28 protein-coding genes, 1 pseudogene and 1 riboswitch are annotated in these 24726 nt (G+C 72.5%); of the genes and pseudogenes, 19 read left to right on the top strand and 10 right to left on the bottom strand.

The window, feature by feature from the left end:
• Together KZX45_RS17320 and KZX45_RS17315 are read left to right on the top strand one after the other, a co-directional pair.
• A pseudogene (locus tag KZX45_RS17320) lies at window positions 1-192 on the top strand (phosphoesterase); the annotation flags it as partial.
• A gap of 77 nt (window positions 193-269) precedes the next feature.
• Complete coding sequence (locus KZX45_RS17315; RefSeq protein ID WP_248259007.1) at window positions 270-728, top strand: DUF488 domain-containing protein; 459 nt, start codon at window positions 270-272, stop codon at window positions 726-728.
• On the opposite strand, the gene KZX45_RS17310 is transcribed toward KZX45_RS17315, so the two are convergent.
• The 3 genes from KZX45_RS17310 to KZX45_RS17300 form a co-directional block, all read right to left on the bottom strand.
• Complete coding sequence (locus KZX45_RS17310) at window positions 725-1180, bottom strand: hypothetical protein (protein WP_248259006.1); 456 nt, start codon at window positions 1178-1180, stop codon at window positions 725-727. The genes KZX45_RS17315 and KZX45_RS17310 overlap by 4 nt on opposite strands.
• A 156-nt stretch (window positions 1181-1336) precedes the next feature.
• Complete coding sequence (locus KZX45_RS17305; protein ID WP_248259005.1) at window positions 1337-1597, bottom strand: hypothetical protein; 261 nt, start codon at window positions 1595-1597, stop codon at window positions 1337-1339.
• A 195-nt stretch (window positions 1598-1792) separates the two neighbouring features.
• Entirely contained in the window at window positions 1793-2275 is a 483-nt protein-coding gene (locus tag KZX45_RS17300) for a hemerythrin domain-containing protein (protein ID WP_248259004.1), read from the bottom strand.
• 192 nt (window positions 2276-2467) lie between these two features.
• Window positions 2468-2575: riboswitch (TPP riboswitch) on the top strand.
• Between the two features lie 55 nt (window positions 2576-2630).
• Here KZX45_RS17300 and KZX45_RS17295 point away from each other — a divergent pair.
• From KZX45_RS17295 to KZX45_RS17275, 5 genes are all read left to right on the top strand, one after another.
• On the top strand, window positions 2631-3284 hold the full coding sequence (locus KZX45_RS17295) for a Ykof family thiamine-binding protein (RefSeq protein WP_248259003.1): 654 nt from the start codon (window positions 2631-2633) through the stop codon (window positions 3282-3284).
• A complete protein-coding gene (locus KZX45_RS17290; protein WP_248259002.1) occupies window positions 3281-3889 on the top strand; it encodes an ECF transporter S component in 609 nt (202 codons plus the stop codon). Before KZX45_RS17295 ends, KZX45_RS17290 begins: the two co-directional genes overlap by 4 nt.
• Window positions 3886-5814 carry an ABC transporter ATP-binding protein gene (locus KZX45_RS17285; protein WP_248259001.1) on the top strand — a complete coding sequence of 643 codons (1929 nt, stop codon included), beginning with the start codon at window positions 3886-3888 and terminating at the stop codon, window positions 5812-5814. Before KZX45_RS17290 ends, KZX45_RS17285 begins: the two co-directional genes overlap by 4 nt.
• Entirely contained in the window at window positions 5811-6614 is an 804-nt protein-coding gene (locus tag KZX45_RS17280; RefSeq protein ID WP_248259000.1) for an energy-coupling factor transporter transmembrane component T, read from the top strand. Before KZX45_RS17285 ends, KZX45_RS17280 begins: the two co-directional genes overlap by 4 nt.
• A 266-nt stretch (window positions 6615-6880) precedes the next feature.
• Window positions 6881-7657 carry a metal-dependent hydrolase gene (locus KZX45_RS17275; protein WP_248258999.1) on the top strand — a complete coding sequence of 259 codons (777 nt, stop codon included), beginning with the start codon at window positions 6881-6883 and terminating at the stop codon, window positions 7655-7657.
• Between the two features lie 40 nt (window positions 7658-7697).
• Here KZX45_RS17275 and KZX45_RS17270 read toward each other — a convergent pair whose 3' ends face one another.
• Both KZX45_RS17270 and KZX45_RS17265 read right to left on the bottom strand, forming a co-directional pair.
• On the bottom strand, window positions 7698-8195 hold the full coding sequence (locus KZX45_RS17270; RefSeq protein ID WP_248258998.1) for a hypothetical protein: 498 nt from the start codon (window positions 8193-8195) through the stop codon (window positions 7698-7700).
• Between the two features lie 314 nt (window positions 8196-8509).
• On the bottom strand, window positions 8510-8926 hold the full coding sequence (locus tag KZX45_RS17265; RefSeq protein WP_248258997.1) for a CBS domain-containing protein: 417 nt from the start codon (window positions 8924-8926) through the stop codon (window positions 8510-8512).
• Between the two features lie 319 nt (window positions 8927-9245).
• Here KZX45_RS17265 and KZX45_RS17260 point away from each other — a divergent pair, with 319 nt between their 5' ends.
• The gene (locus KZX45_RS17260; RefSeq protein WP_248258996.1) at window positions 9246-9728 is read left to right on the top strand and encodes a DoxX family protein; all 483 of its coding nucleotides are present in this window, start codon (window positions 9246-9248) and stop codon (window positions 9726-9728) included.
• Between the two features lie 181 nt (window positions 9729-9909).
• On the opposite strand, the gene KZX45_RS17255 is transcribed toward KZX45_RS17260, so the two are convergent.
• Window positions 9910-10857 (bottom strand): LysR family transcriptional regulator, encoded by a 948-nt coding sequence (locus KZX45_RS17255; RefSeq protein ID WP_248258995.1) that lies wholly within the window; start codon window positions 10855-10857, stop codon window positions 9910-9912.
• An 8-nt stretch (window positions 10858-10865) separates the two neighbouring features.
• Window positions 10866-11354, bottom strand: coding sequence for an HtaA domain-containing protein (locus tag KZX45_RS17250; protein ID WP_248258994.1), 489 nt, complete (start codon window positions 11352-11354; stop codon window positions 10866-10868).
• A 244-nt stretch (window positions 11355-11598) separates the two neighbouring features.
• Here KZX45_RS17250 and KZX45_RS17245 point away from each other — a divergent pair, with 244 nt between their 5' ends.
• From KZX45_RS17245 to KZX45_RS17235, 3 genes are all read left to right on the top strand, one after another.
• A complete protein-coding gene (locus tag KZX45_RS17245; RefSeq protein WP_248258993.1) occupies window positions 11599-11787 on the top strand; it encodes a ferredoxin in 189 nt (62 codons plus the stop codon).
• Entirely contained in the window at window positions 11787-13001 is a 1215-nt protein-coding gene (locus KZX45_RS17240; RefSeq protein ID WP_248258992.1) for an NAD(P)/FAD-dependent oxidoreductase, read from the top strand. Before KZX45_RS17245 ends, KZX45_RS17240 begins: the two co-directional genes overlap by 1 nt.
• 87 nt (window positions 13002-13088) lie before the next feature.
• Window positions 13089-14252, top strand: a complete 1164-nt coding sequence (locus KZX45_RS17235; protein WP_248258991.1) for a cytochrome P450 — start codon at window positions 13089-13091, stop codon at window positions 14250-14252.
• Window positions 14253-14280: 28 nt separating this feature from the next.
• Here KZX45_RS17235 and KZX45_RS17230 read toward each other — a convergent pair whose 3' ends face one another.
• Window positions 14281-15858 carry an alpha/beta hydrolase domain-containing protein gene (locus KZX45_RS17230; protein WP_282453850.1) on the bottom strand — a complete coding sequence of 526 codons (1578 nt, stop codon included), beginning with the start codon at window positions 15856-15858 and terminating at the stop codon, window positions 14281-14283.
• Between the two features lie 202 nt (window positions 15859-16060).
• Window positions 16061-16474, bottom strand: a complete 414-nt coding sequence (locus tag KZX45_RS17225; RefSeq protein WP_248258990.1) for an alpha/beta fold hydrolase — start codon at window positions 16472-16474, stop codon at window positions 16061-16063.
• A 208-nt stretch (window positions 16475-16682) separates the two neighbouring features.
• Between KZX45_RS17225 and KZX45_RS17220 the strand changes: the two genes are divergently transcribed.
• The 4 genes from KZX45_RS17220 to KZX45_RS17205 are packed head-to-tail and all read left to right on the top strand — an operon-like array spanning window position 16683 to window position 20599.
• Window positions 16683-17771: a hypothetical protein gene (locus KZX45_RS17220; RefSeq protein WP_248258989.1), complete on the top strand. Its 1089-nt coding sequence runs from the start codon at window positions 16683-16685 to the stop codon at window positions 17769-17771.
• 43 nt (window positions 17772-17814) lie between these two features.
• Window positions 17815-19761: a Na+/H+ antiporter NhaA gene (gene nhaA / locus KZX45_RS17215; protein ID WP_374112610.1), complete on the top strand. Its 1947-nt coding sequence runs from the start codon at window positions 17815-17817 to the stop codon at window positions 19759-19761.
• Window positions 19758-20222, top strand: coding sequence for a carboxymuconolactone decarboxylase family protein (locus KZX45_RS17210; RefSeq protein ID WP_248258987.1), 465 nt, complete (start codon window positions 19758-19760; stop codon window positions 20220-20222). The genes nhaA and KZX45_RS17210 overlap by 4 nt, the downstream gene beginning before the upstream one ends.
• Window positions 20223-20269: 47 nt before the next feature.
• Window positions 20270-20599 (top strand): GNAT family N-acetyltransferase, encoded by a 330-nt coding sequence (locus KZX45_RS17205; RefSeq protein WP_248258986.1) that lies wholly within the window; start codon window positions 20270-20272, stop codon window positions 20597-20599.
• 9 nt (window positions 20600-20608) lie between these two features.
• On the opposite strand, the gene KZX45_RS17200 is transcribed toward KZX45_RS17205, so the two are convergent.
• The gene (locus KZX45_RS17200) at window positions 20609-21184 is read right to left on the bottom strand and encodes a TetR/AcrR family transcriptional regulator (protein WP_248258985.1); all 576 of its coding nucleotides are present in this window, start codon (window positions 21182-21184) and stop codon (window positions 20609-20611) included.
• Window positions 21185-21284: 100 nt separating this feature from the next.
• Between KZX45_RS17200 and KZX45_RS17195 the strand changes: the two genes are divergently transcribed.
• The 4 genes from KZX45_RS17195 (at window position 21285) to KZX45_RS17180 (ending at window position 24706) form a co-directional block, all read left to right on the top strand.
• The gene (locus KZX45_RS17195) at window positions 21285-21782 is read left to right on the top strand and encodes a DoxX family membrane protein (RefSeq protein ID WP_248258984.1); all 498 of its coding nucleotides are present in this window, start codon (window positions 21285-21287) and stop codon (window positions 21780-21782) included.
• 165 nt (window positions 21783-21947) lie between these two features.
• The gene (locus KZX45_RS17190) at window positions 21948-22433 is read left to right on the top strand and encodes a MarR family winged helix-turn-helix transcriptional regulator (RefSeq protein ID WP_248258983.1); all 486 of its coding nucleotides are present in this window, start codon (window positions 21948-21950) and stop codon (window positions 22431-22433) included.
• Window positions 22434-22649: 216 nt separating this feature from the next.
• Window positions 22650-23411: an SDR family oxidoreductase gene (locus KZX45_RS17185; protein ID WP_248258982.1), complete on the top strand. Its 762-nt coding sequence runs from the start codon at window positions 22650-22652 to the stop codon at window positions 23409-23411.
• The gene (locus KZX45_RS17180; RefSeq protein ID WP_248258981.1) at window positions 23408-24706 is read left to right on the top strand and encodes a CynX/NimT family MFS transporter; all 1299 of its coding nucleotides are present in this window, start codon (window positions 23408-23410) and stop codon (window positions 24704-24706) included. Before KZX45_RS17185 ends, KZX45_RS17180 begins: the two co-directional genes overlap by 4 nt.
• The last annotated feature ends 20 nt before the right edge of the window (window positions 24707-24726 follow it).

Below are 24726 nucleotides of genomic sequence, written 5' to 3'. Positions count from 1 at the left end.
GACAACCAGTCCGGCGTCGCGATGCGCGTCTACAGCCCGCTGTTCGAGGAGTACGGGGTCGCGGCCGTCATCTCCGGCCACGACGAGATGTTCGAGCGCTCCTGGGTGGACGAGGACGGCGACGGCGCGGGCTTCCACTCCTACGACGTCGGCGTCGCCGCCGACGGCCTGCGCGGGGAGCGGCAGGTCTAGGACGAGACCCACTTGCCCGGCAGCCGGACTCCACAGCGACGAGGCTGTCTCCGTGCGAACGTGCGAGGATGCGAAGCATGGGGCTTGGGAAACGGCATCCCGTCACGGGATGGGGTTACGAGGGCAAAGTGGTGTCCGATCTCGTTGCCCACGCTGGTGGCTTGCAGGCGAAGACGGTCGTTGACGTCCGGCTGACGCCGCTATCCCGGAAACCGGGATTTTCAAAGAAGCGACTCTCTCAGTCACTCGCCGAGGAGGGAATCGACTACGTGCACCTCCCGGATTTGGGGAATCCGCGCGACAACAGGGCGGGCTTCGCCGATGCCGACGGACCATCAGGTCACGCCGCGCGCATGCGATTTCAGACGGAAGTGCTGTCGACCGCTGCCGCCGGAGTTGCCCTGCAGCAATTATACGAATATGCCCGCAAAGGCCCCGTGGTGGTGCTGTGCTACGAGGACGCCGAACGTTGCTGCCACCGGCAGTTGGTGCTCGAGGCGCTAAATAACCGGGAGCGGGAGCTTGCCTCGGTCTAGAAGAGGACGCTATCGCCTGGGGTGTCGCCGATCTTGGGGTAGTACGCGCCCAGTACCGTGAAGGACTGGCGTCGTTGAGGGTTCTCCTGATTGCCCACGAAGATCAGCGGTTGTTTGTCGCGTCCGAACATCTGGTGGAAAAAGTTCTTTTTAATCGATTCGCGGAGTCGATCTTCGGGGTGGTGGCGAAGGCTGTGTTGGAGCGCGTTGAGCTCCCAATCGATGATGCGCTGAGTGTGTGAGGTGCAGTCGCGCTCATTGCAGCAATATTTCAGTCGTGCCTCAAAAGGCGGGGCGTCCAACAACTTAGGTGGCGTCTCCTGGAACAGGTCGCCCTGCTGGGAATAGATCCGGAAGCGCTCCAACTCGTCGGGTGACCAACCGCGATGTGGTGATATCTCAATGCCCGTAACTTCCCGAGGTCGTATCGCAGCAAGGGAAACGGAGTGCATGTCCGCGCGAACTCTGTCTAGGACTTCGCACATCGAGGGTCCAACTAGAGGTTCAACCCACTGGGCGCGGCGGCCCCATGTCTTGAGGTGATTCTCGATTGCAAGGCTGTGCGCGTCTATCTTGAGCGACTCACGCCTAGTGTCCGACCCTGCGCCTCAAACCTTAACGTCAACGATGTCGTACTTGCGGAATCGCTTCTCGCCGTCCAGGTATCTGAAGGGGACCGGATACAACCGGACCCAGCGCGGCGGCCCAGGAACGATTGCGATGCCCGCAACGCACACGGTGTCGCCGTAGGTCCTCGACGGCTGCGGGGCAGCCTTCACCACGATCATCACTTTGATGCGGCGGCCCGCTCGATCAAGGTGCCTCGATTGTTCGACCTCGTCGTCGATTTGCGTGTCTTCGAATAGCACGTCAGCCCCCACAGGTCCCGCTCGCCAGTTGCTGGAAGCATTCCATGCGTCGAGGTTTACTGTTGGCGAAACGGACGTGCTGGCCCGTGGGTTCATCGTGGTATTGGTGACGAGGAGAAGTCCTCACCGAGGCGTCGACGCGTCGACCAGTTTGTATACGTTGCTCGTCAGAGAATGCCAACCTGAATCGCTGCGTCAGTGGTGGTGGGCGTGGCCGTGCGAGTTCGACATGAGATCGGTCAGGGAGACCGACGGCTCGTTCACTAGCAGCGGCAGGATGTAGTCGTTCTTCTTGCGCTGGTGGCTCGCGAACGTCTCGTACAGCGCACGCGCGTAGGCACCGGCAGCCGCCGGGTTCTTCGTGCCGCGGACCAGGCCGGCGAAGTGGCGGATGACGTCGTGCTCGGCGAGCATGCCCATGATCAGCAGGTGGCCCTCGGGGAGCCCTGCCGCGGCGGGGTAGGTCGTCTCCTCCTCCTGCGCGGCGTGCGGCACGAGCACCGTGGTGATCCACTCCAGCAGCGCCGACCGCGCCGGCGCGACGTCGGCCCCCGACTCCGCCGCTTCCACGAGCGCCGCGCTGAGCCGGTCCAGGTCCGCCACCATCACCGCGTGGTGGCGCCGGATCTCCTCGGCGGTGCGGGCGTCCGTGTCCCGCCGCTCCGCGGTCTCGCTCATGGCCCCTCCTCGGCTCGTCCCGGTGGTCCACCACCACACTCCTCCGTGCACGGGCCGGCGTGCGTGGGTCGGAGGTCCCGGGCGACCGGGCGCACGATGCGCTACGACCGCGAGACCCGGCCGTGCTGACCGCCGCCCGGTACCGTAGGCCGGACATCCTGGACATTCACGCCCCGACGTGGCTAGGTTCGGCGCATACCCCCGGGGAGCGCCGAACGGCGCTGAGAGTGCGGAGAGTCCGCAGACCCGTTTACCTGATCCGGTTCGTACCGGCGTAGGGAGCAGGGCACCCGCCCGGCGCAGCCATGCGTCGGCGTGGGTCTCGAAGTACCCGCGGGCCCGAGAAGGGACCGTGATGAGCACGAAGATCGACGAGACGACGACGCCGGCCGCACCCACGCCGGCCGAGCTCGGCATCGGGATGCGGTTCAGCATCCACCCCCACACCGACGGCTTCGTCGAGGTCATCCTCGGCGCGCTCGCCGACGTCGAGGCCGCCGGCCTCACCGACGGCCTGGTCATCGACACCGACGAGGTCAGCACCTACGTCGGCGCCACCGCCGCCCCGGCGGAGCAGCGCCTGGCCGCGTACCTCGCCGCGGTGATCGCCGCGTCCTCGCGCCGCTCGGGCGGCGGGCACGTCGTCGCCCACGTGCTGCTCTCCCGCGGCTGCCCGGGCGAGGTCTCCTGCAACCTCGCCGTCACCGGGCTGCCCAGCCCGGACCCGGTGGCGGTCGAGCCCACCGGGATCCGCGCCGCCGCCCACTGGTCGCTCTACCCGCTGATCGACGGCGGGTCCGACGACGGCGACCACATGGCCCACATCGAGGCCGCCATCGCCGTGGCCCGCGAGCGCGGCACCCTGAGCCCGGCGCACTACGCCACCAAGCTCACCGGCGACGTCGCCGAGGTCCTGGCCACCGCCGTCGACGCCTGGGCCCAGGTCGGCGCCCACGTGCCGCACGTCGTCACCCACCTGACCGTCTCCGTCGGCTCGCCGATCGCATGACCACCACCGAACCCACCACCACGACCGCCCGCCCGCGCTGGGCCATGAGGGACCTCGTCCTCATGGTCGTGCTCGGCGTCGTCTTCGGCTTCGCCTACTGGGCGCTCGTCCAGGCCTGGAACGGCCTGAGCATCCTCATGGGCCCCGCCGGCGACCTCGCCCAGCACGTCCTCTTCGGCGGCTGGCTGCTGGTCGCCCCGCTCGCCATCGCCATCATCCGCCGCCCGTTCGCCGGCGTGATCGCCGAGGTCATCGCCTCCGTCGTGGAGGTCGTGTTCCTCGGCTCGCCGGTCGGGCCGCTGCTGTTCATCGCCGCCGCGATCCAGGGCGCCGGCAGCGAGATCCCGTTCGCGCTGACCCGCTACCGCCGGTTCGGCTGGGGCGTCTTCGCCCTCTCCGGCCTGCTCGGCGCGGGGCTGGTGTTCTTCTACTCCGCGTTCCGGGCCGGCTGGTACGGGCAGGACATCTTCCTCCTGCGCCTGGCCATGCAGTGCGTCTCCGGCATCGTCCTGGGCGGCCTGCTCGGCAAGGTGATCGTCGACGCCCTGGCGCGCACCGGCGTCGTCGACAACTTCGCCATCGGCCGGGACCTGGGGCGGGCGTGACCCAGCCGGCCGCCCCGGTCCGGGCCGGCGCCGGGACGCCCGCCGGCGCGGCAGCCGGGGCAGCCGCCGGCGATGCACACGGCACCGGGGCGGTCGTCGAGCTGCGCGACGTCACCGTGACGTTCCCCCGGCGCGCGGAGCCGGTGCTGCGGGAGGTGTCGCTGCGCCTGGCGCCGGGGGAGCAGCTGGTCGTCCTCGGGGCCTCCGGCTCGGGGAAGTCCACGGTGCTCCACGCGATCACCGGGGTGGTGCCGCACACCGTGACCGCCACCCTCGCCGGTGCGGTCGCCGTCGGCACGACGACGCACGAGACTCCCGTGGTCGAGCGCTCCCGGCACCTCGGCGTCCTCGCGCAGGACCCGTCTGCGGCGGTGTGCCTGCCCGGGGTGGAGCAGGAGCTCGCCCTGCCGCTGGAGAACCACGGCGCCGACCCGGCGACGATCGGCCCGCGCATCGCCGCGGCGCTCGGGGCCGCCGGCGCGGGCGAGCTGCGCTCCCGGGCGACGGCGACGCTCTCCGGCGGGGAGTCGCAGCGGGTCGCGCTCGCCGCGGCGATGGTCGCCGAGCCGGACGTGCTGCTCCTCGACGAGCCGACGTCGATGCTCGACCCCGCGGGCGTCGCCGCCGTCCGCGGCGCGCTGGCCGGGGCGGTCGCGCGGTACGCGCCCGCGGTGGTGCTGGTCGAGCACCGGCTCGACGAGTGGGCTGGCGCCGACGGCGTCTCGGGCCTGCCCACCCGGGCGCTCGCGCTCTCCGGGACCGGGGAGGTGCTCGCCGACGGCCCCACCGCCGTCGTCCTGCGCGACCACGCCCACGAGCTGCACGCCGCCGGGTGCTGGCTGCCGCTGGACGCCGAGCTCCTCGCGCTCACCGGCGCGGCGGGTGGCCCCGCGGCGACGGCTAACACCGAGCTGCTCCACCGGCTCGCCGCCGAGGCGCCGGACCGCCCGTCCTCGCCCGTCGAGGCCGCCGTCGCGCCGACGCCTGCGGATGCCACGCCCCTGCTCACCGCCCGCGGCCTCGCCGTGGGGCGGGACGTGGCACTTGCGGGCGCGAAGCGCGGGCGGTGGCGGCGCGGGCGACGAGAGCCGGCTCCCGGCGCGCCGGGTGCGGTGCTCGCCGGTGTCGACCTGACCGTGCGCCCCGGCGAGGTGGTCGCGATCCTGGGGGCGAACGGCGTGGGGAAGTCGACGCTGCTGCTCACGCTCGCGGGCCTGCTCGAGCCGCTCGCCGGGCGGGTCGAGGGCCCGCGGCCGGGGCTGGTGTTCCAGAACGCCGAGCACCAGTTCCTCGCGACCAGCGTGCGCGCGGAGATCGCCCACGGGCTGCCGGCCGAGGTCGCCGAGCGTGTGGTGCCGCGGCAGCTGCGCCGCCACCGGCTCGAGCACCTGGCGGACCAGAACCCGTTCCGCCTGTCCGGCGGGGAGAAGCGGCGGCTCAGCCTCGCCGCGATGCTCGCCCACGACCGGCCCGTGCTCCTCGCCGACGAGCCCACCCTCGGCCTCGACCGGCGCGACAGCATCGCCACCGCCGCTGCCCTGCGGGAGGTCGCCGCCGACGGGGGAGCGGTGGTGCTCGTCAGCCACGACCTTCGCCTGGTGGCATCGCTGGCGACCCGCGTGGTGGTGCTCGGGCACGGGGCCGGCACCCTCGACGGGAACGGCGCCCCCGGCGTGGACCGCGCCCCCGGCGGGGTCGGCGCCGCAGGCAGTGACGGTCCTTCCGGCAGGGCCGGTACACCGGGCCGGGTGCTCGCCGACGGGCCCACCGCCCAGGTGCTCGGCGACGCCGACGTGCTCGCCCGCGCCGGCCTCGCCCTGCCGCCCCTGGTGTCCTGGCTGCTCGACCACGTGCCCGGCTCCGCCGTCGGCCACGTGCTGCGCGAGCTGGACGGCGCGGTGCCGGCGGCGGGGGAGGAGCGGTGAGCGCGCTGACGGCCGCGCCGGTCGCGGACTCGCCGCTGGCCCGACGCAACCCCACCGTGAAGCTGGCGCTGCTGACGCTGGTCTCGCTCGTCGTCGTCCTCGTCCTCGACCCGGTCACCCCGGCGGTGCTGTACCTGCTGGCGCTCGCGGGCGTGGCGGCGTCGGTGCGGGTGCCCGCCCGGGCGCTGCTGGTGGCGCACGTGCCGTTCCTGCTCTTCGCGGTCGGAGTGCTCGTGGTCAACGCGCTCGCCCGGCCGGGCACGGTGCTCTGGCAGGCCGGCCTGCTGCGGGTGACGGAGGAGGGGCTGAGCGTGGGTGCGGCGCTCGCGGCACGCACCCTGCTGATCGGGGTGCTGGCGATCGGGTTCCTGCTGTCCACCGACGGCGTCGCCCTCATGACGAGCCTGCACCAGAATGCCCGGCTCGGGGCGCGGGTCACCTACGCGATCCTTGCCGGCTACCGGATGCTGCAGGAGATGCCGCGCGAGTGGTCGACCATCGCGCACGCGCACACCGTGCGGGCCGCCCTGCGCGACGGCGGCCGGCCCCCGCGCGGCCCGCGGCACCTCGCGGGGGTGGTGTTCACCCTGCTCGTGGTCTCCGTGCGCAAGGGAGAGCGGATGGCGCAGGCGCTGGAGTCGCGCGGGCTCGGGCTGGAGCCGCGGACCACGTGGCGACCGGTGCGGGTGACCCGCACGGACCGGGCGCTCGTGGCGGGGGTGGTCGCGGTGCTGGCGGCCGTGCTCGCCGTGAGCGCGTGGCTCGGGATCCTTCAGGGGCCCGGTGCGCTCAGCAGCTGATCAGCGACGCGCGCGCCGCCACAGCACGAGGCCCACGACCGTGTCCACGGCGCCGAACGCGTCGTCCCAGCTCTGGCCCGCCCGACGGCCCACGAGAGTGATGTCGTAGCTCACGCGGCGATGATGCCGAGTTCCGGCCGCCGTCGTGGTGCAAACGGGACGCCGAGTCGGCGAAGTGCGCGGTCGCCCTGGGACGGGACCGAGCGATGTCGGTGTCGTGGTCGAGGATGACGTGTCCGCGACCGCCTGGAGGCACCCGAACGATGATGAGCCACGCGCACGCCACGACAGGAGCCGCGGCCTGGCTGGCGGTGACCGCCACGGTGCCCTGGACCGCCGGCTGGGTGCCGCTCCCGCCCGCCGAGGTCCTCGCCGGGGCGGTCGCGACGGCGGGCGCCGCGCTGCTCCTGGACGCCGACCACCACGCCGGGACCATCGCCCGGTCGCTGCCGCCGGTGTCCCGGTGGGTCGCCCGGGGCCTCGGCTTCCTCTCCGGCGGCCACCGGCTCGCCACCCACTCCCTGGTCGGCGTCCTCGGCGCGGGCCTGATCGCACGGGCGCTGTCCGCCGTGCGCGTCCCGCTCGGGGAGGAGCACTTCCAGCTCGGCGCGTGGCTGATCACCGTGCTCCTCGTCGCCTTCGCCGCGAAGGCGCTGCGGCTGACCCGCGGGTGGCTCTCGTCGTGGGCCGTCTCGCTGACGGTCGCGACGCTCGCCGCCTGGTTCGCGCCGGAGACCACCTGGTGGCTGCCCGCCGCGGTGGTCCTGGGCTGCCTGTGCCACCTGGCCGGCGACGCGCTCACCTCCCAGGGCGTGCCGCTGCTGTGGCCGCTGCGGCCCAGGCCCGTCCTCGCGACGCCGCTGTGGCGCAACAACGGCCACTTCGCGCTGCCGCTGCTCGGGAACGCCGGCTCGAGGCGCGAGCTGCTCTTCGTCGCCGCCGTGGACGCCTACATCGTCTGGGTCACGGCGATGACGGTCACGCAGGGCGCATCGGGCGCCCTCACGGGTGCCGTGCCCGCATGGCTCGTCGCGGCCGCGTGACCCGAGGAGGCGCGCGAGGCTCGGTCGGGGACAACGCGGATCACGGAGCGAGCGCGTCACACACGCTGATGATCTGGCCTTCCCCCTCGACGGTCTGGACCGGGTTCCCCTCAGCGTCCGAGATAAAGGTGAAGTTGCCGACGAGAATGGCGAGTCCCGTCGTCGGGTCGCCGACGAGGTTCCGCCCGCGGTACTCGAGCACCGTGTTGCCGTTCTCCAGGGTGGTCGTCCGAATGCTGCCGGTAATGACGTAGGTCGCGGTGTTCCCGTTCCCGGAGGCCGTGACCCTGAAGTCCGGAGAAATGGACAGCGTGCTTCCGTCCGGTTGATCGATCACCTTGCTCTTGCCGTCGAGCTCGAGGCGGACGGGGAAGTCGCAGAACAGGGGATCTGCAGGGAGATCAAAGCTGCCCGGGGCAGGCTGGGGAGCGTTGGCGGGTGGGAACGGGTCCGGCTGTGCGGCTGCCATGGGCGCAAACCCTGCGAGGGCGGTGCCCAGAACGGCGGTGGCGGCGACGGTGCCGAGGGTCTTTCGCATGCGTCCTCCCGAGGTGGTCGAGCGTGGGTTCGCGGAGCGTCCATATTCACGGGTCCTGCATCGGAGCCATTCGCCCGAGAACGCTCCTGGGGGCGTCACGCTAACTACATCTCGTTTGCCTCGCAGCGATTTGGTCGGGGCATATCTGAAGCACGGAAAAAGCATTCGAGGCTGGCATTTAAAAGCGGGTTACGGCGGTATGAAATAACTGGCTCGCGCGTGCGGGGAGGCGCACCTTCCTGGGTGAGCCTCCCCGGCGGGACGCCTCGGACCGAGATCGGATCACAGGCGAACGAGGGCGCCGGCGTAGGCGCTCACTCGTTGGGCGGCTCGGCGGAGATCTCCGCCAACGCGGAGTTCGGGTCGTGCTCCATGGCGACGTCGCCGAGCGAGACGATGCCGACGAGCTCGTCGCCGCGCATCACCGGGACGCGGCGCACCGCCTTGTCCCGCATGAGCTGGACGACGGCGTCGACCGGGTCGTCCGGGGACGCCGTGACGAGCTCGGTGCTGCACGCGCGGCGGATCTCGTCGTCGGGTCCCCCGCCGGCGGCGAGCACCCGCACGACGATGTCGCGGTCGGTGACGATGCCGACGACGCGACCGTCGTCGACGACGACCACGTTCCCGATGTCCTGGGCGTCCATGAGCTGGGCGGCCTCCCGCACGCTCTGGTCCGCCCGGATCGTGGTCGGCTGCGGCGTCATGGTCTCAGCGACGGTGGTGGGCATGATGCTCCTCTCCGGATCAGCAGATGGCTGCACCAGGGTGAGACAGGGCCTGGGCCCGCGCATCTCAAGAGGGCTGAGCCCCTCGCAGTCAGCGGCCTCACGACTCGACAGTTGAATCATCAACAATCTGTGCTACGGTGTGCACGTCCGGCCGGCGCGGGTCCTGGTGCGAGCGTGGTTCTCCGCGGCGCGGCCGGGTCGCGGTGATGCGGTGGGCGGCGGTCTCGCCGCCCGTCCTCGGCCGGGTCGCGGCGGTTCCGACCCGCCCACGCACATGCCGCGCCGGGACGCCCGGCAACGACAACGCGAAGGACCTCACATGAACTTCTCCACGCTCTTCACCCCTGCCTCCGGAACCGCGAAGGACGTCCTGCTGCTCGTCGCGCGCGTCGCGCTGGGCATCGTCTTCCTGGCCCACGGCCTGCAGAAGATGCTGACCTGGGGCATGCCCGGGACCGCGGCCGCCTTCGAGGGCATGGGCGTGCCCGCCCCCGGCCTGTCCGCGTGGTTCTCGGCCATCGTCGAGACCGTCGGCGGTGCGGCCCTCATCCTCGGGCTCCTCACCCCGCTGTTCGCGGCGCTCCTGACCATCAACATGGTCGGCGCGCTCGTCATCGTGCACCTGCCGTTCGGCATCTGGGTGATGGAGAACGGCTACGAGCTCGTCCTCGCCCTCGCCGCCGGCGCGGTTGCGCTCATCGCGGCCGGGGCCGGGCGCTTCAGTCTCGACGCCGTCCTCGCCGCTCGGGCGACGGCCAGGACCGCCGAGCGCGAGCCGGCGCTGGCCGGATCGGCGCGCTGACCCGACCGACCGTCTGACGCCCCGGGCCCCGTCGGGTCCGGGGCGTCGTCGTCCCCCGAAGGCTGTCCGTCCGTGGGGCAGGTGGGGCGCGGACCTTCAGCGGACCTTCAGGAGTCCAGCGGCGCCTGCACCCCGCGGGTGAAGCGCTCCACCGTGACGTCGCCGGGCGAGCTCCGGGCACTCAGGCCGGTGCGTGCGGCTCCAGCGACGCGGCCGCCTCGAGCAGGATCCCGCGCAGCCAGTCCTTGAACGGGTCGTCGGCCAGCCACGGGTTCCAGACCATGTTCATGCCGAGGCCCTCGATCGGAAACGGGAACTCCTCGATGCGCAGGTCGAGGTAGCGGCTCATCGCCGTCGCCACCCGGTAGCGGTGCACCGCGACCCCGCCGGCCCCGGAGATCAGCTGCGGGATGAGCAGGTTGTCGGAGACGCGGTGGCGCACCGTGTACGCCACGCCCTCGGCGTCGAGGATGTCGTAGGGGCGGGAGCGGTACGTGGCCGAGTCGAAGGCGATGTGCGGCAGCGTGGCGAGCAGCTCGGCGGCACCCGCCTCCGCCGGCGCGGTCGAGTTCGTGATGACGACCCACCGGTCGTCGTACAGCCGCTCGCGCGGGTAGGGCGAGGTGAAGCCCCCGGTGAGCAGGGCGACGTCCGCGCCGTCCTCGGTGAACATCGTGCCCGACGTCATGGTCGAGGTGAGCAGCCGCAGCACCGCGTTCGGGGCCCGCTCGGCCAGCAGCCGCGCGAGGGTGCTGCCGAGGACGAGGGCCGTGCTCGTCGTCATCGACACGGTGATCAGCCGGCGGTCCACCGCCGGGTCGAAGGGTGCCGAGTCGACGATGCGCGCCGCCTGCTGCAGCACCCGCCGCAGCGGCGGGAGCAGCTGCACCGCCCGCGGGGTGAGCGTCATCGCGCTGCCGCGCCGCACCACGAGGTCGTCTCCCAGCAGGCGGCGCATCCGGCGCAGCGCGTGGCTCATCGCCGGCTGCGACAGCCCGACCTTGGCCGCCGCCCGGGTCACCGACCGCTCCTCCAGGAGCGCCGCCAGCGGCACCAGCAGGTTGAGGTTGACCGACGCCAGCCGGGTGAGATCCGCGTCCGAGGTCGACGCGTCGCGCTCGTCATCCACGGCGCGCGTCATCCATGGCGCGGCGGGAGCGTGATGCGCAGCGGGCTCAGCGGCTCTCCGACGGCGTACTGGCCGCCGAGCAGGAGGCGGCCGTGGCCGGTCAGCGACGCCGCGACCTCGACGGGCGCGGCCCCGCCGTCGTCGCCGGCCTCTTCGGCGAGGGTGAGGTCGGCGAACGGGAGCATCGCCGCGGGGTCGCGGCTCCCGCGGTCCCGGATCAGCAGCGTCCCGCGCCGGCCGTCCAGCTCCACGTGCGGGTCGCGCAGCTCGACGTCGAGCGCGCCCCAGTGCCCGGACAGCCGGATGGCGCCGCGGAACTGCAGCGCGCCCTCGAGCGGGACGACGCCGGAGCCTCCGGCGTCCGTGAGAGGGAACCAGAACCCCGCCTCCGAGCGGGAGGCGGGCGGCAGCGCCTCGACCACCCCGTCCGCCAGGGCCTCCACGTAGGAGACCAGGCTGTCCTTGACCGCCCAGGCCAGTCCCGCCGTCGTGGTCACCGCACACCCCTCTTGTTGGCTCGTGATCCGCGGGCACACTCTCCAGCCGCCGAGGCACGTGCGTCAAGCGAATGTGGCACCACGGCGCAGATTCGGCGGGTGCATGACCAGGCTCCCAGCCCACGTGCACGCCGTGCATGTTGCTGATGCGCACTATTTATTTGCCTGACACTGTGTCAACCCACACACTGCTGTGTAAAGCAAGGTCGGCAGTGCCGCCACGACGCCTAGCTCGGAGACAGCAATGAAGATCATCCTGGACCGCCCGCGCTGCGAGGGTCACGGCCTCTGCGAGGAGGCCGCGCCCCAGCTGATGCACCTCGACGACGACGGGGAGCTGGTCCTCGACGTCGAGGAGGTCGAGGGTCCGGACGTCGAGCTCGCCAAGGCCGCGGCCCGCGTCTGCCCCGTCGCGGCCCTGCGGATCGCCTGATGGGGGCGCCGCGCCGCGTCGTCGTCGTCGGCAACGGCATCGCGGGCCTCACCGCCGGCGACTCCCTGCGCGCCGCGGGCTTCGACGGTGACCTCACCGTCATCGGGGACGAGCGCCACGCCCCGTACAGCCGGCCCGCCCTGTCGAAGGCCGCGCTCCTCGACGGCGAGGACGTCACGTCCCACCTCCTTCCGGCCCCGACCCACGAGGCCACCGAGCTCCTCGGCGTGAGCGCCGCGGGTCTCGACGTCGCGCGCAGGGTCGTCGTCCTCGGTGACGGCGAGGAGGTCCCGTACGACGCGGTGGTCATCGCCACCGGCTCGCGGGCGCGGCGCCTGACGGGCGCCGGCGAGGCGCACGACGACGGCGCGGGCGGCGGCGAGCTCACCCTGCGCACGCTCGAGGACGCGGAGCGGCTGCGCCGTCGCCTCGCCGACCGGCCGAGCGTCGTCGTCGTCGGCGGCGGTCCCCTCGGGATGGAGGTCGCCTCCGGCTGCCTCGCCACCGGCTGCGAGGTCACGCTCGCCTCCTACGGCCGCCCCCTCGTGGACCAGCTCGGGTCCTACCTGTCCGACGTCTTCGTCGCGGCCGGCCTCCGGCGCGGGCTCACGATCGCCCCGACCCACGCCGTCGGGCTCCGCCGGGCCGGCGCGCGCTCCCAGGTGGTGCTCGCCGACGGGTCCGTCCTCGAGGCCGACCTGGTGGTCACCGCCGTGGGCGACGACCCCAACCTCGAGTGGCTCGCCACCAGCGGGCTCCTGACCGACGGCCGGCTCGAGGTCGACACCCGGGGACGGGTGCGGCCCGACGTCGTCGCCGCCGGCGACGTCGCGACCATCCGCACCCGGCGCGGCGCCCGCCGCGTGCCGCTGTGGACGAGCGCGATCGACCAGAGCAAGGTCGCGGCCGCCGCCCTCGTCCGCGGAGACGAGGCGCCCGAGCTCGACCTCCAGCCGTACTTCTGGACCGAGCAGTTCGGCCTCAGCCTCAAAGCGTCCGGCTTCACGCCGGTGGCCGGCGCCCCCGAGATCGTCGACGGCGACCCCGCCGACGGCCCCGCGCTGCTGCGCTGGGAGCACGCGGACGGCTCGGGCACCGCCGTCGCCGTCAACTACCGGATCCCCGTCCCGAAGCTGCGCCGCCTGGCCGCCGCAGCCCCGGGCCTCGCCCCGGCCGAGACAAGGGTCCCGGTGCCCGCCGCCGTCCCCGCCTGACCCCAGCCCGACGACGGACCCGCGCCGACGCGGGTCCCGCCCCCCTCCGACCCCCAAGCCCTGAGGTGCCTGATGACCGTGGACACGATGGCAACATCCGAGATCGACCTCTTCTCCGACGAGGTCCTGGCCGACCCCTACCCGTACTTCGCGCAGCTCCGCGAGCAGGCCTCCGTGGTCCGGCTCGAGAAGAACGGCGTCTGGGCCCTGACGCGATACGACCAGATCCGCGACGCGCTGGCCAACTGGGAGGTGTTCTCCTCCAACAAGGTCGCCTTCAACGAGCAGATGAACGAGGCGCTGCAGGGGACGTCCCTGACGACCGACCCGCCGGAGCACACGGCGCTGCGCGCGGCGCTGACCGAGAACCTCACCCCGCGGGCGCTGCGCGGCATGAAGGCCGACATCGACGCCAAGGCCGACGCCATGGTCGCGCGGCTCGTCCAGCAGGGCTCGTTCGACGCGATCGACGACCTCGCCCGGGCGCTGCCGCTCCAGGTGGTCGCGGACCTCATCGGCGTCCAGGACGACGTGCGGGCTCGCATCCTGCAGTGGGGCGAGGCCGCGTTCAACGTGCTCGGCCCCATGAACCAGCGCACCATCGACAGCTTCCCGGTCGCGGGCGAGCTCTTCCAGTGGTCGCTGCAGGTCAAGGCCTCGGACCTGGCCGAGGGCAGCATGGGCCGCGCGATCTTCGACGCCGGCGAGCGCGGCGACATCCCGCTCGAGAGCTGCGGGCACATCATCCACCAGTACGTCGCGGCCGGGATGGACTCGACCATCGCGGCCATCGGCAACGCCATCCGTCAGCTCGCCACCCACCCGGACCAGTTCGACCTGATCCGCGCGGACCCGTCGCTGATCCCCTCGGCCTTCAACGAGGTGCTGCGCTACGAGTCTCCGGTCCACGCCTTCGCGCGGCTCGTGAAGAAGGACTTCGACGTCGACGGGCAGCCGATCCCCGCCGGGGACCGCATCGCGGTCCTGTACGGCTCGGGCAACCGGGACCACCGCCACTACGAGGACCCCGACACGTTCGACGTCCGCCGGAACCCGATCGACCACCTGTCCTTCGGCTACGGGGTGCACGGCTGCGCCGGTCAGGGCCTGGCCCGGCTGGAGGCGTACGGTGTCATCGGCGCGCTCGCCCGCCGGGTGCGCCGGATCACCGTCGGCGACGGAGAGCGTCACATGAACAACATGATGATGGCCCTCAACAAGCTGCCCGTGCTCGAGGTCGAGCCGGCCTGAGCGTCGTCTGGGACTCAGGGTGCGGTCGTCACGCCGCCGGGACGCCGATGCGGTCCAGCAGCGTGCTGGCGACGCCCTGGAAGTACTCGGCGCCCCACTCGGTGAGGTACCCGGCCTCGACCTGGGCGGCGTCGACCTCGGCGATCAGCGCGAGGTAGTCCTCCCGCGTCCCGTACGCCGCGGCGAACTCCTCGGCCGTCATCAGCTCGTCCGAGCCGTAGACCGCGCCTGGCTTGGCCGCACCGAGGTACTGCCCGAGCGGGTGCTCGATGAGCCCGTACCGCACCCCGCCGGTGACGTTGCCGGAGGAGTCGCGCACGAGTGCGCCGTCGGCCTGGTCGAACCACTGGGACGGCGCTGCCTCCTGGTTCTTCTTGCTCCAGGACACGAGCGCGTCGGCGGCGGCGATCACGGCCGGCTCGATCGGGTAGAGGTTGAGCGACTCCCGGAACGCCGGGTCGTGGACCTGGGTGTTGGGTAGCCGGCCCGCCTTGTAGATCTCCTCGTCGGCGGGGATGACGGGGGAGAGCAGGTCGGTGTGCGGGGTGCCCGGCACCTGCCAGTGCCGCCGGTTCTCCGGGAGGTCCTTTGCCGCGAGGGTGCGCGCGCCGAAGAGACCGGCGTCGCCCTCGGAGGTGACGGTGATGAACGGGACGTCCAGGGCCGGCTCGGAACCCGGCACGGTGACGAAGCCGTCGGTCTCCGCCTGGCGGAGCGGCCGCTCGATGACGGCGCCGACCGTGTTGAGGTAGCCGTCGAACACGGGACCGCGGTTGGCCTCGGTCACCGCCTCGTGGAAGTTCGTGGCGTAGGTGTTGAGGTACACCCCGGACTGGGACTGGCCCATGAGCAGCACGGTCTTGGCCTTCTGCCCGCCGAGGACGGCGCGGCCGTCCTTGCTGTCCAGGAGGGTGCCGACCTGCGTGAAGATGTCCCACGCCAGGCCTTCCTCGGCGCCCGGCACGACCATGAACGGGTTGAACGAGGCCGGGTCGGACGGGTCGGCGACGATGGGCTCGCGGTCGACGTCCTCGACGTCCCAGGTCAGCTCCTCGTACCGCTCGGCGTCGAAGTTCTTCAGCGCGTCCACCTGGATCGGCTTGGAGGTCACGCCGATGACGGTGTGGCCCTCCGCCATGGCCCAGTCCCACATGCGGCGCCAGTGGTCCTCGCCGGGGAAGCCGTTGGAGGCGTTGAGGATGTCGACCAGGACGACGCCGGAGGAGTCGGACTTCTTCGCCGGGCGTCGCACGAGGATGTTGTTGACGTACGGCACGTCCTCGGTGACGACCTCGAGCTCGCCGCCGGCGTTGTCGTAGACGTTGGCGGTGCCGGAGAGGAAGTACTCCTCCTCGACGTAGCCGCGGTCGGCGACGTCGAAGGGCTCGCGGGCGCGCTCCATCGTCGACCACAGGTAGCTCTCGTCGGTCTCGGCGATGGGGCCCTGGACCTCGGGGACGGCGGCGAGGGAGGCGGTGACGGGATCGGGCTCGGGGTCGTGGCGCGGACCGGCGCTGGCCGGGACCGCCAGACCGAGGCCGAGGGCGCCGGCGCAGGTCACGGACAGCGTCGCCAGCGCGGGACGACGGCGGAACAGACGGGGCATAGGACTTCTCTCCCTGGTGGAACATCGATGTTCGGACGGCGGTCGGGGCGGCTCTCGCCCGCCCGACCGTCTCGATCATCGGCGAGCGCGCCGCCGGGACGTACGGGTTGCCACGAGTTGCCCGGAGACGGGAGAAGCTGCGACCGGCTCGGAGCCTGCCCCTCAGCGGCGGTCACCGTGAGCGGGCTCCGGCCGGACCCGGTCAGGCGGGCGGGGACATCGGGTGTGCCGCCCAGAACCGGCGCAGGTGGTCGACGGTCGCCCCGGGGGCCTCGAGCGGCGGCAGGTACGCCGCGACGATGACGCCGACGTGGCCGCCCCAGGCCTTGCCCACCCAGTCCACGGGCTCCTCGACGCCGAGCTCGTCGAGGACCGCGACGGCCGCGGCTCCGCACTGCGTCATGGTGTAGCGGCGCCCTGGGTCGCCGCTGCGCCCGTGGCCCGGTCCCGTGACGAGGATCAGCCGCCGCTCGGCGGCTAGCTCGTCCTCGACCCGGTGCCACGACCGGTCGTCGACGAACAGGCTGTGCCACAGTACCGCGGGTGGCCCCTCACCGCGGGTGCGCACCGCGAGCCGGCCGACGGGGGTCTCGACGAACCTGTGGTCCGACATCATGCCCACGACTCCATTGCGGTTCGGCAGCGTCAGCCCGAGCGTCACGCCGCGCGTCCGCGAAGTCAACGCTCAGCAGCCCTTCATGACCGTCGCGGCAGCGGGAGGCACGACCGTGGCGAAGATCGGTCGAGAGGCGTCCCGAAAAGGCGTACGCGGCCGGTGGGTCCCGGCTACGTTGCGATGACTCGATCGCTCAGAAGGAACTCCCGTGCCGCTTCCCCGTCCGGCCATCGTCGGCCTCACGTCGCTGCTCGTCGTCGCCGGTGCCGGCCTCCCCGCCGCAGCCAGCAGCGCACCGCCCGACAACGAACCGCCCGGCATCTTCGGCCTCGACGGCATCCTCATCTGCGCGGGGGAGCGGTTCGACCCCCTGTCGGGGGTGTCGGTCTTCGACGACTACGACGGCTGGGACCTGCCGCTCGTGACGGCGGAGGAGTGGGACGCCGGGTTCCCCGGCGTGCACGACGAGCCGGAGATCACGGTCAGTCTGACGACGCCGCCGCCGGCCAGGCAGACGGTGGCGAACTTCGGCCGCGTCCGCTACGCCGCTCGCGACCTCGACGGCGCCGTCACCCATGCGGACCGCTGGATCGGTGTCGAGAACTGCACGGACCGCCCGCAGCTCAGCACGCGGTTCTTCCTCAGCAACACCTGGGGCCCGACGGCCACCCACACCTTCATCTGGGGCGGCTATGAGGACCAGGCGCTGGTCGGCGACTGGGACGGCGACTGGATCGACACGATCGCCGTTCGACAGGGGAGCGCCTTCCACGTGCCCGAGGGGCACGGCAGCGAGGCGAAGCGGACGATCTACTACGGCCGGCCGGGTGACGTCGTCCTCCGGGGCGACTGGGACGGCGACGGCGTCGACACCCTCGCGGTGCGTCGCGGCAACGCCTATCACCTCAAGAACACGATCGCCGGCGGGCCGGCCGACAAGGTCGTCCACTACGGGAAGGCAGACGACGCCGTCTACGTCGGTGACTGGGACGGCGACGGCGTGGACACGCTGGCGGTGCGTCGCGGCAACGCCTACCACGTGCGGAACACCCTCACGTCGGGGGTGGCCGACCAGGTCGCCTACTACGGCCGGGCCGCCGACGTCACGCTCGTCGGCGACTGGGACGGGGACGGCCGGGAGACCTTCGCCGTGCGCCGGTCGAACACCTACTACGTCAAGAACGCCATCGCGTCGGGCGTCGCCGACACCGTCTCCGTCTACGGCCGCGCGTGCGACGCCGTCCTCGTCGGGGACTGGGACGCGGACGGCCTGGACACGCTCGCCGTGCGCCGCTGACCCGGTCGGACCGGGCAGGCCGGCGCGACCTCCTCAGTAACCTGTGAGGGTGCGGAGCAGCGGATCGTCGTCCGGTCAGACCCGCCGGCGCCAGCTCTCCGGCCAGCTGTCCGGCCCGCTGCGCCGGTTCCTCGCCACGGAGGCCGCCGGCGCCCTGCTCCTGGTCGCGGCGACCGCCGTCGCCCTGGCCTGGGCCAACTCCCCGTGGTCCGGTGCGTACGAGGCCGTCTGGGCCACCCCGGTCTCGCTCCGCATCGGCGACGCCGCCCTGGCGATGGACCTCGGCCACTGGATCAACGACGGCCTCATGGCCGTCTTCTTCTTCGTCGTCGGTCTCGAGGTGCGTCGCGACCTCGCCGTGGGGGAGCTGACCGACCGGCGCCGGATCGTCATCCCCGTGGTCGCCGGCGTCGGCGGCATGGTGGTCCCGGCGCTGCTCTACCTGCTGGTCGCCCCCGCGGGCGAGGCCGCCGGCGGCTGGGGTGTCGTGATCGGCACCGACACCGCGTTCATGCTCGGCGCCCTCGCGCTGGTCGGTCCCGCCGCCTCCACGCAGCTGCGGGTCTTCCTCCTCACCCTCACCGTGGTCGACGACGTCGTGGCGGTGACCGTCATCGGCGTCGTCTACTCCGACCGCCTCGACGTGCCCGCCCTCCTCGTCGCCGCGGCCGGGCTCGTGGCGCTCGCGGTGCTCGACCGCGTGGGCGCCTGGCGCACCTGGCCCTACGTCACGGTCGCCCTCGTGGTCTGGGTCGCCACCGTCGCGTCGGGCCTGCACGCGTCGATCGCCGGGATGCTCGCCGGGCTGCTCATCCCGGCCTTCGCGCTGCGGCGGCACGACGTCGAGGGGGCGGCGACGCGGTTCCGCGCCTTCCGGCAGTCCCCGATGGCGGAGGTGGGCCGCTCCGCCCGGGACGCGCTGACCCGCGCCGTCCCCGTGAACGAGCGGCTCCAGCTGGTGCTGCACCCCTGGACGAGCTACGTCATCGTGCCCGTCTTCGCGCTCGCGAACGCCGGGGTGGACCTGCGCGGCGGCGTGCTCGCCGAGGCGCTCGCCTCCCCGGTGACGTGGGCCGTCGTCATCGGGCTGGTGGTCGGCAAGTTCGTGGGCATCGGCGGGTTCGCGCTCGCGGGCGTGCGGCTGCGCCTGGGGCGCCTGCCGCAGGGTGTGGGGCCCGGCCAGGTGGCCGCGGGCGGCGCGCTCTCCGGCATCGGCTTCACCGTGTCCCTGCTGATCATCAGCCTGGCGTTCGACGACCCGGAGCTCCGGGGCCAGGCCACCGTCGGCGTGCTGCTCGCGCTGGTCCTGGCCATCGCGCTCGGGGCGGTCGTGTTCCGGCTGGCGGCGCTCTTGCTCGGGGAGACGACGGCGGCGCTGCCCACGGCCCTCGCACGTCCCGTGGACCCCGGGCGCGACCACCTGCTCGGGCCGGCGACGGCGCCGCTGACCCTCGTGGAGTACGGCGACTTCGAGTGCCCGTTCTGCGCCCGGGCCACCGGCGTGGCGAAGGAGGTGCGGGAGCACTTCGGCGACGACCTGCGGTACGTCTTCCGCCACCTGCCGCTGCCGGACGTCCACCCCCACGCCGAGCTCGCCGCCGCGGCGGCCGAGGCCGCGGACGCCCAGGGCCGGTTCTGGCCGATGCACGACCTGCTCTTCGCCCACCAGGACCAGCTCGAGGTCGAGGACCTCGCCGGCTACGCCGGGCAGCTCGGTCTCGACGTCGAGGAGTTCCTCCGGGACGTCGACGAGCAGCGCCACGCGGCCCGGGTCCGGGAGGACGTCGCCGACGCGGAGGCGAGCGGGGCCCGCGGGACCCCGACGTTCTTCATCGGCGACACCCGGCACGTCGGGCCTTACGACGCGCGCACCCTGATCGCCGAGCTGGAGGCCGCCCGCGCGCCGGGCGCGGTCCGGACCTCGGGCGGTGCGGCCCCGGGCCTGGGAGGATCGTCGGGAACGACGCACCCAGCACCGGGAGAGCGATGAGCACGCCGGACGATCTCCACCTCGACAAGTCGGACCCCGCCGTCTGGAAGTCCTTGAACGCCTTCGTGCTCAAGGTCCGCGCCGCCACCGACGCGACGGGCCTTCCCCGCACCCTCGTGGAGCTCATGAACGTGCGCGCGTCCCAGCTCAACGGGTGTGCCTACTGCCTCGACCTGCACACCCGGCAGGCGATGGAGGCGGGCGAGACCGCCCAGCGCCTGGCGGTCCTCTCCGCCTGGCGGGACACGTCCCTCTTCTCCGACGTCGAGGCGGCCGCGCTCCGGGTGACCGAGGCCGTCACGTCCCTGCCCGACGAGGAGACCCGCACCGACGAGCTCGCCCGCGCCCGCGCGAGCCTGACCGACGAGCAGTACTCCGCCCTGGCGTGGGCGGCCATCGCCATCAACGCCTACAACCGGGTGTCGATCGTGAGCCGGCACCCGGTCCGGGCACGTCCGTGAGCGCCCGCTGACCCATCCGTCGTCGCAGGACCCGGCCCTGGAGAACCATGGACACGACCACGATCACCGTCCGCCACAACGCCGACCGCCACCGCTTCGAGCTGGTCGACGACGGGAAGGTCATCGGGAAGGCGCACTACCTGCCCGACGACGGCACGGGGGAGCGCGTCTTCTTCCACACCGTGGTCGACGAGGCGTACGAAGGGCACGGCCTGGGGTCGAAGCTGGCCGCGTTCGCCCTCGACGAGACCGTCGCCGCCGGGCTGAAGATCGTCCCGGTGTGCCCGTACATCCACGCGTTCCTCGGCCGGCACCGCGAGTACGCCGCGGACGTCGTCCAGGTGCGGCCGGAGCACCTGGACGCGCTGCGGCACTGAGGAGTCAGGTCAGGGCTCGCGGAACAGGACACCGGCGACGGCGCGCGCAGCCGCCTCCGGGTCGTCGCCGAGGTCGGCGGGCACCGCACCGGTGAGCCAGAGGCTGGCGAAGCCGTGGACGAGGGACCACGCGGCGATGCCGGCGACGCGCACGTCCTCCCCGCGCCGGCCCGTCGGGACCGACGCCGCCCCGCCGTAGAGGGCGGCTCCGGCGCGCCGCTGGGCGGCCAGCAGCGCGGGATCGTCCGGGTGGTACAGATCGGGCCGGAACATTACCTCGAAGTGGGCGCGGTGCTCGACGGCGAAGCGGACGTAGGCCACGCCGAGCTCGAGGAAGTCGTCCGTGCTCTGCTGGGCCGTCGTCAGCGCCTCCGCCAGCAGCTCGTAGCCCTCGGCCGCCACCGCGGTGAGGAGCCCCGCCTTGTCCCCGAAGTGGTGGGCCGGAGCCGCGTGGGAGACGCCGGCGCGCCGCGCCAGGTCCCGCAGGCTCAGACCCGCCGGGCCGACCTCCGGGATCGCCGCCACGGCGGCGGACAGGACGGCGCGGCGGAGGTCGCCGTGGTGGTACGGGCGAGCGGTGGACACGGACCGAGCATAGCCCAATCTAGGCATTGACAAGTTGATGGTCGGCGCCTACGGTTCTCGTACTGGCAACTTGTCAGTGACAAGATCTCTGGAGGATCGCATGGCACCGTTCATCGTTCTCGTCGTCGTCACGCTGGCGGTCTGGGCGGCCGGCGCCGCCGGCGTCGCACGCCTTCGCTCCTGGCCCGTCGCCCTGCGCGGCGGCCTGGCCGCGATGTTCACGCTCACCGGCGTCAGCCACTTCGTGGGGATGCGCGAGGAGCTCATCAGCATGGTTCCGCCCGTGCTCCCGGAGCCGGCTCTGCTCGTCACCGTGACGGGCGTGCTGGAGCTGGCCGGCGCGGTCGGGCTGCTCGTTCCTCGGACGGTCGCGTGGGCGGCGGGCGGCCTGAGCGCCCTGCTCGTCGTGATGTACCCGGCGAACGTGTACGCCGCCGTGAGCGGCGCCGCCCTTGAGGGTGCCCAGACCATGGCGCTGTTCCCGCGGACGCTGCTGCAGCTGGTCTTCCTCGCCGCGACGCTCGCCGTGCTCCGGGCCTATGCCTCCCGAGGGCGCGTCGCCGCCCCGACCCTCGCGCCCAGCCTCGCGGGGTCCTGATCGGCCGGAGGTCTTCACGCAGGGCGCCGTGGGTGGTGGGACTGCTCCGCCCGCGGCGTCCGCGCGTCCGACGGGAGGGCGTCGACGCGTGCCGGGAATTTACTTTCGGCCAACTTGCTTGTATGGAAGAGAGCGAGCATCATCCCGCCGACCGGAAGTGACCCGATGAACGCCGACACCAAGACAGCCGTCCGCCCGACGGTCGACGACGACGCCGCCGTCCAGCTCTGGGGCCGCGTCATCCGGGGCTTCGAGGCCACCAACGCGCGTGTGCAGGCCGCCATCAAGGCCGCGTTCTCGCTCAACCCGGCCGAGGCGCAGACCATGCTGCAGCTCGGCGCCGGGCCGGAGCGCCGGGCGCCGATGAACACGCTGGCCCGCGCGGCGTCCTTCACCAGCGGCGGCTTCACCAAGATCGCCGACAAGCTCGCGAGCCGGGGACTTGTCGTCCGGACGGCCTGCGCTGAGGACCGCCGGGTCACCTACCTCGAGCTCACCCCCGCGGGCGTCGAGCTCGCCGCCGAGCTGCGCTGCCTCGTGGCGGACATCAACCGCTCCCAGTTCATCGACGTCCTCGGGCCCGAGCGTGCCGGCCTGGTCGCCGACGCGATGCTCGAGCTGTACGAGGCGAACGGCACCCCCGGGGCCTGAGGTCCGCAGCCATTCCGCGGACCTCAGGCCCGCGCCAGCGCCAGCTCTGGACCCCTTCCGGGTCCGGGGCTGGCGCTTTCTCGTGCCGCGCCCCGGCGGGTGACCGGCCTCACGGCACTGCTCGGAATTTGCCTAGCGCGATAACACTTGTCGCCTATGTATCTTCCACGCAAGGCATCTGCTGGACCGGCGGGTGCATCTCAGAAAGGTAAGACCATGACTCAGCGGGTTCTCATCACGGCGGGTGCCAACGGCATCGGCTTCGCCATCGCACAGGCCTATGCCGCCACCGGTGCCAGGGTTCACATCGCCGACGTCAACGCGGAGGCCGTCAAGGCCGTCACCGCGGCGAACGAGAACATCACCGGATCGGTCACCGACGTGAGCGACCCCGCCGCCGTCGACGCCATGTTCGCCGACGTCCGCCGCGAGCTCGGCGGGCTCGACGTCCTGGTCAACAACGCCGGCATCTCCGGGCCCACCGCCCCGGCCGAGGAGCTGGCCTTCGACGCCTGGAGCGCCGTCGTCGACGTCAACCTCCACGGCACCTTCAACGTCACCCAGCGCGCGATCCCGCTGCTCAAGGAGTCCGAGGCCGCCTCCGTGGTGACCATGTCCTCCCTCGCCGGGCGCTTCGGCTACCCCAACCGCATCGCGTACTCCACCACCAAGTGGGCGCTGGTCGGCTTCAGCAAGACCCTCGCGCTCGAGCTCGGTGAGTTCGGCATCACCGCCAACACGATCCACCCGGGCGCCGTCAAGGGGCCGCGCATGGCCGCCGTTCTCGAGGGCCGCGCCAAGGCCAACGGCACCACCGTGGAGGAGGAGACCACCAACGCGCTGAACAACCAGTCGATCAAGGACTTCATCGACCCTGCCGACATCGCCGCGCTGGTCCTGTTCCTGACGGGCCCGCACGGACGGACCATCTCCGGCCAGCTCTTCCCGATCGACGCGGACTCGAAGGCGGCGTCATGACCGCCGCCGACACCCGCACCCTCGGGACCACCGGCGCGCCGGACGGTCTGCCCGGCGTGGACGCGGCCCCGGCCGCCCCGGCCAGGCAGCCCTGGCGCGGTCGCATCTTCTACTTCGTCGGCCTGATCCTCCTGGCGCTCTCCCTGCGCCACGCGGTCACCGGCATCTCCCCGCTGCTGGGCCGCATCGGCGAGGACGTCGCCCTCGGCGCCGTCGGCACCACGATCCTGGGCATGCTCCCCACCATCGCCTTCGGCCTCGCCGGGTTCATCGCCCCGGCGTTCATCCGGAGGTACGGTCCGGCCCGGATCGCCGTCGTCGCCCTGGGGCTCGGCGCCGCCGGGACCATCCTGCGCGTCCTCGGGGACTCCCCGGTCGGCTTCCTGCTCTTCGGCCTGGTCGCGCTGTTCGGGATGGGCATGGGCAACGTGGTGGGCCCGCCCCTGGTCAAGCGGTACTTCGCGGACCGGCAGGCCACCGCCATGTCCGTGCTGACGCTGATGACCCAGGCAGGCGCCACCATCCCCGCGATGCTGGCCGTGCCCATGGCCGACGCCGTGGGCTGGCGCACCTCGGTCGCCTCCTACGCCGGGCTGATGATCCTCGCCGCGCTGCCGTGGACCCTCGCGGCCGTGCGCTCGGGCCAGGCGGACAAGGCCGGCACGACGGCGGCCGCGCCGGCGCAGAAGTTCGGCGCCCGCAAGCTGTTCACCAACCCGGTCTCGCTGGGCGGCGCCATCTTCTACGGCATGGCGGCCCTGAACACCTACGCCATGCTCGCCTGGCTGCCCACGATCTTCCAGGCGCAGGGTCTCAGTGAGGGCGAGGCCGCGGGGATGTACTCGATCTACACGTTCCTCACGCTGCCGATGGCCCTGATCACCCCGATCATCGCCTCCAGGCTGAAGAACCCCCTCCTGCTCGGCGCGGTGTTCCCGATCGCCTCGGCCGTCGGCTACCTCGGCATCATCGCCGCCCCGGGCGCCGGGGCCGTGTGGGCCTTCGTCGCCGGCATCTCCGGCGGGGCGTTCCCCTTCGCGATGGTCATGTTCAACCGCCGCACCCGCACCCCCGAGGGCTCCGCCGCGGTCACCGGGTTCAGCCTGGGCATCGGCTACGCGTTCGGCACCGTCGGCCCGTTCCTCGGCGGACTGCTGTCGAACCTCACCGGCGGCTGGACCGTCCCGCTGCTGGTCTTCGCCGCCACCGCCGCGGTCATGGTCCTCGGAGCCGCGCTCCTGAGCCGCGACCGCACCTTCGAGGACGTCACCACCACGAGCGCCACGGCCCGCTAGCGCGACCGCGCTCGGCCGGC

The organism is Georgenia sp. EYE_87 (genome assembly GCF_023148685.1).
GTDB lineage: Bacteria > Actinomycetota > Actinomycetes > Actinomycetales > Actinomycetaceae > Georgenia.
Note: the sequence above shows the minus strand (reverse complement) of the source record. Positions and strands in the feature narration are given on the sequence as shown.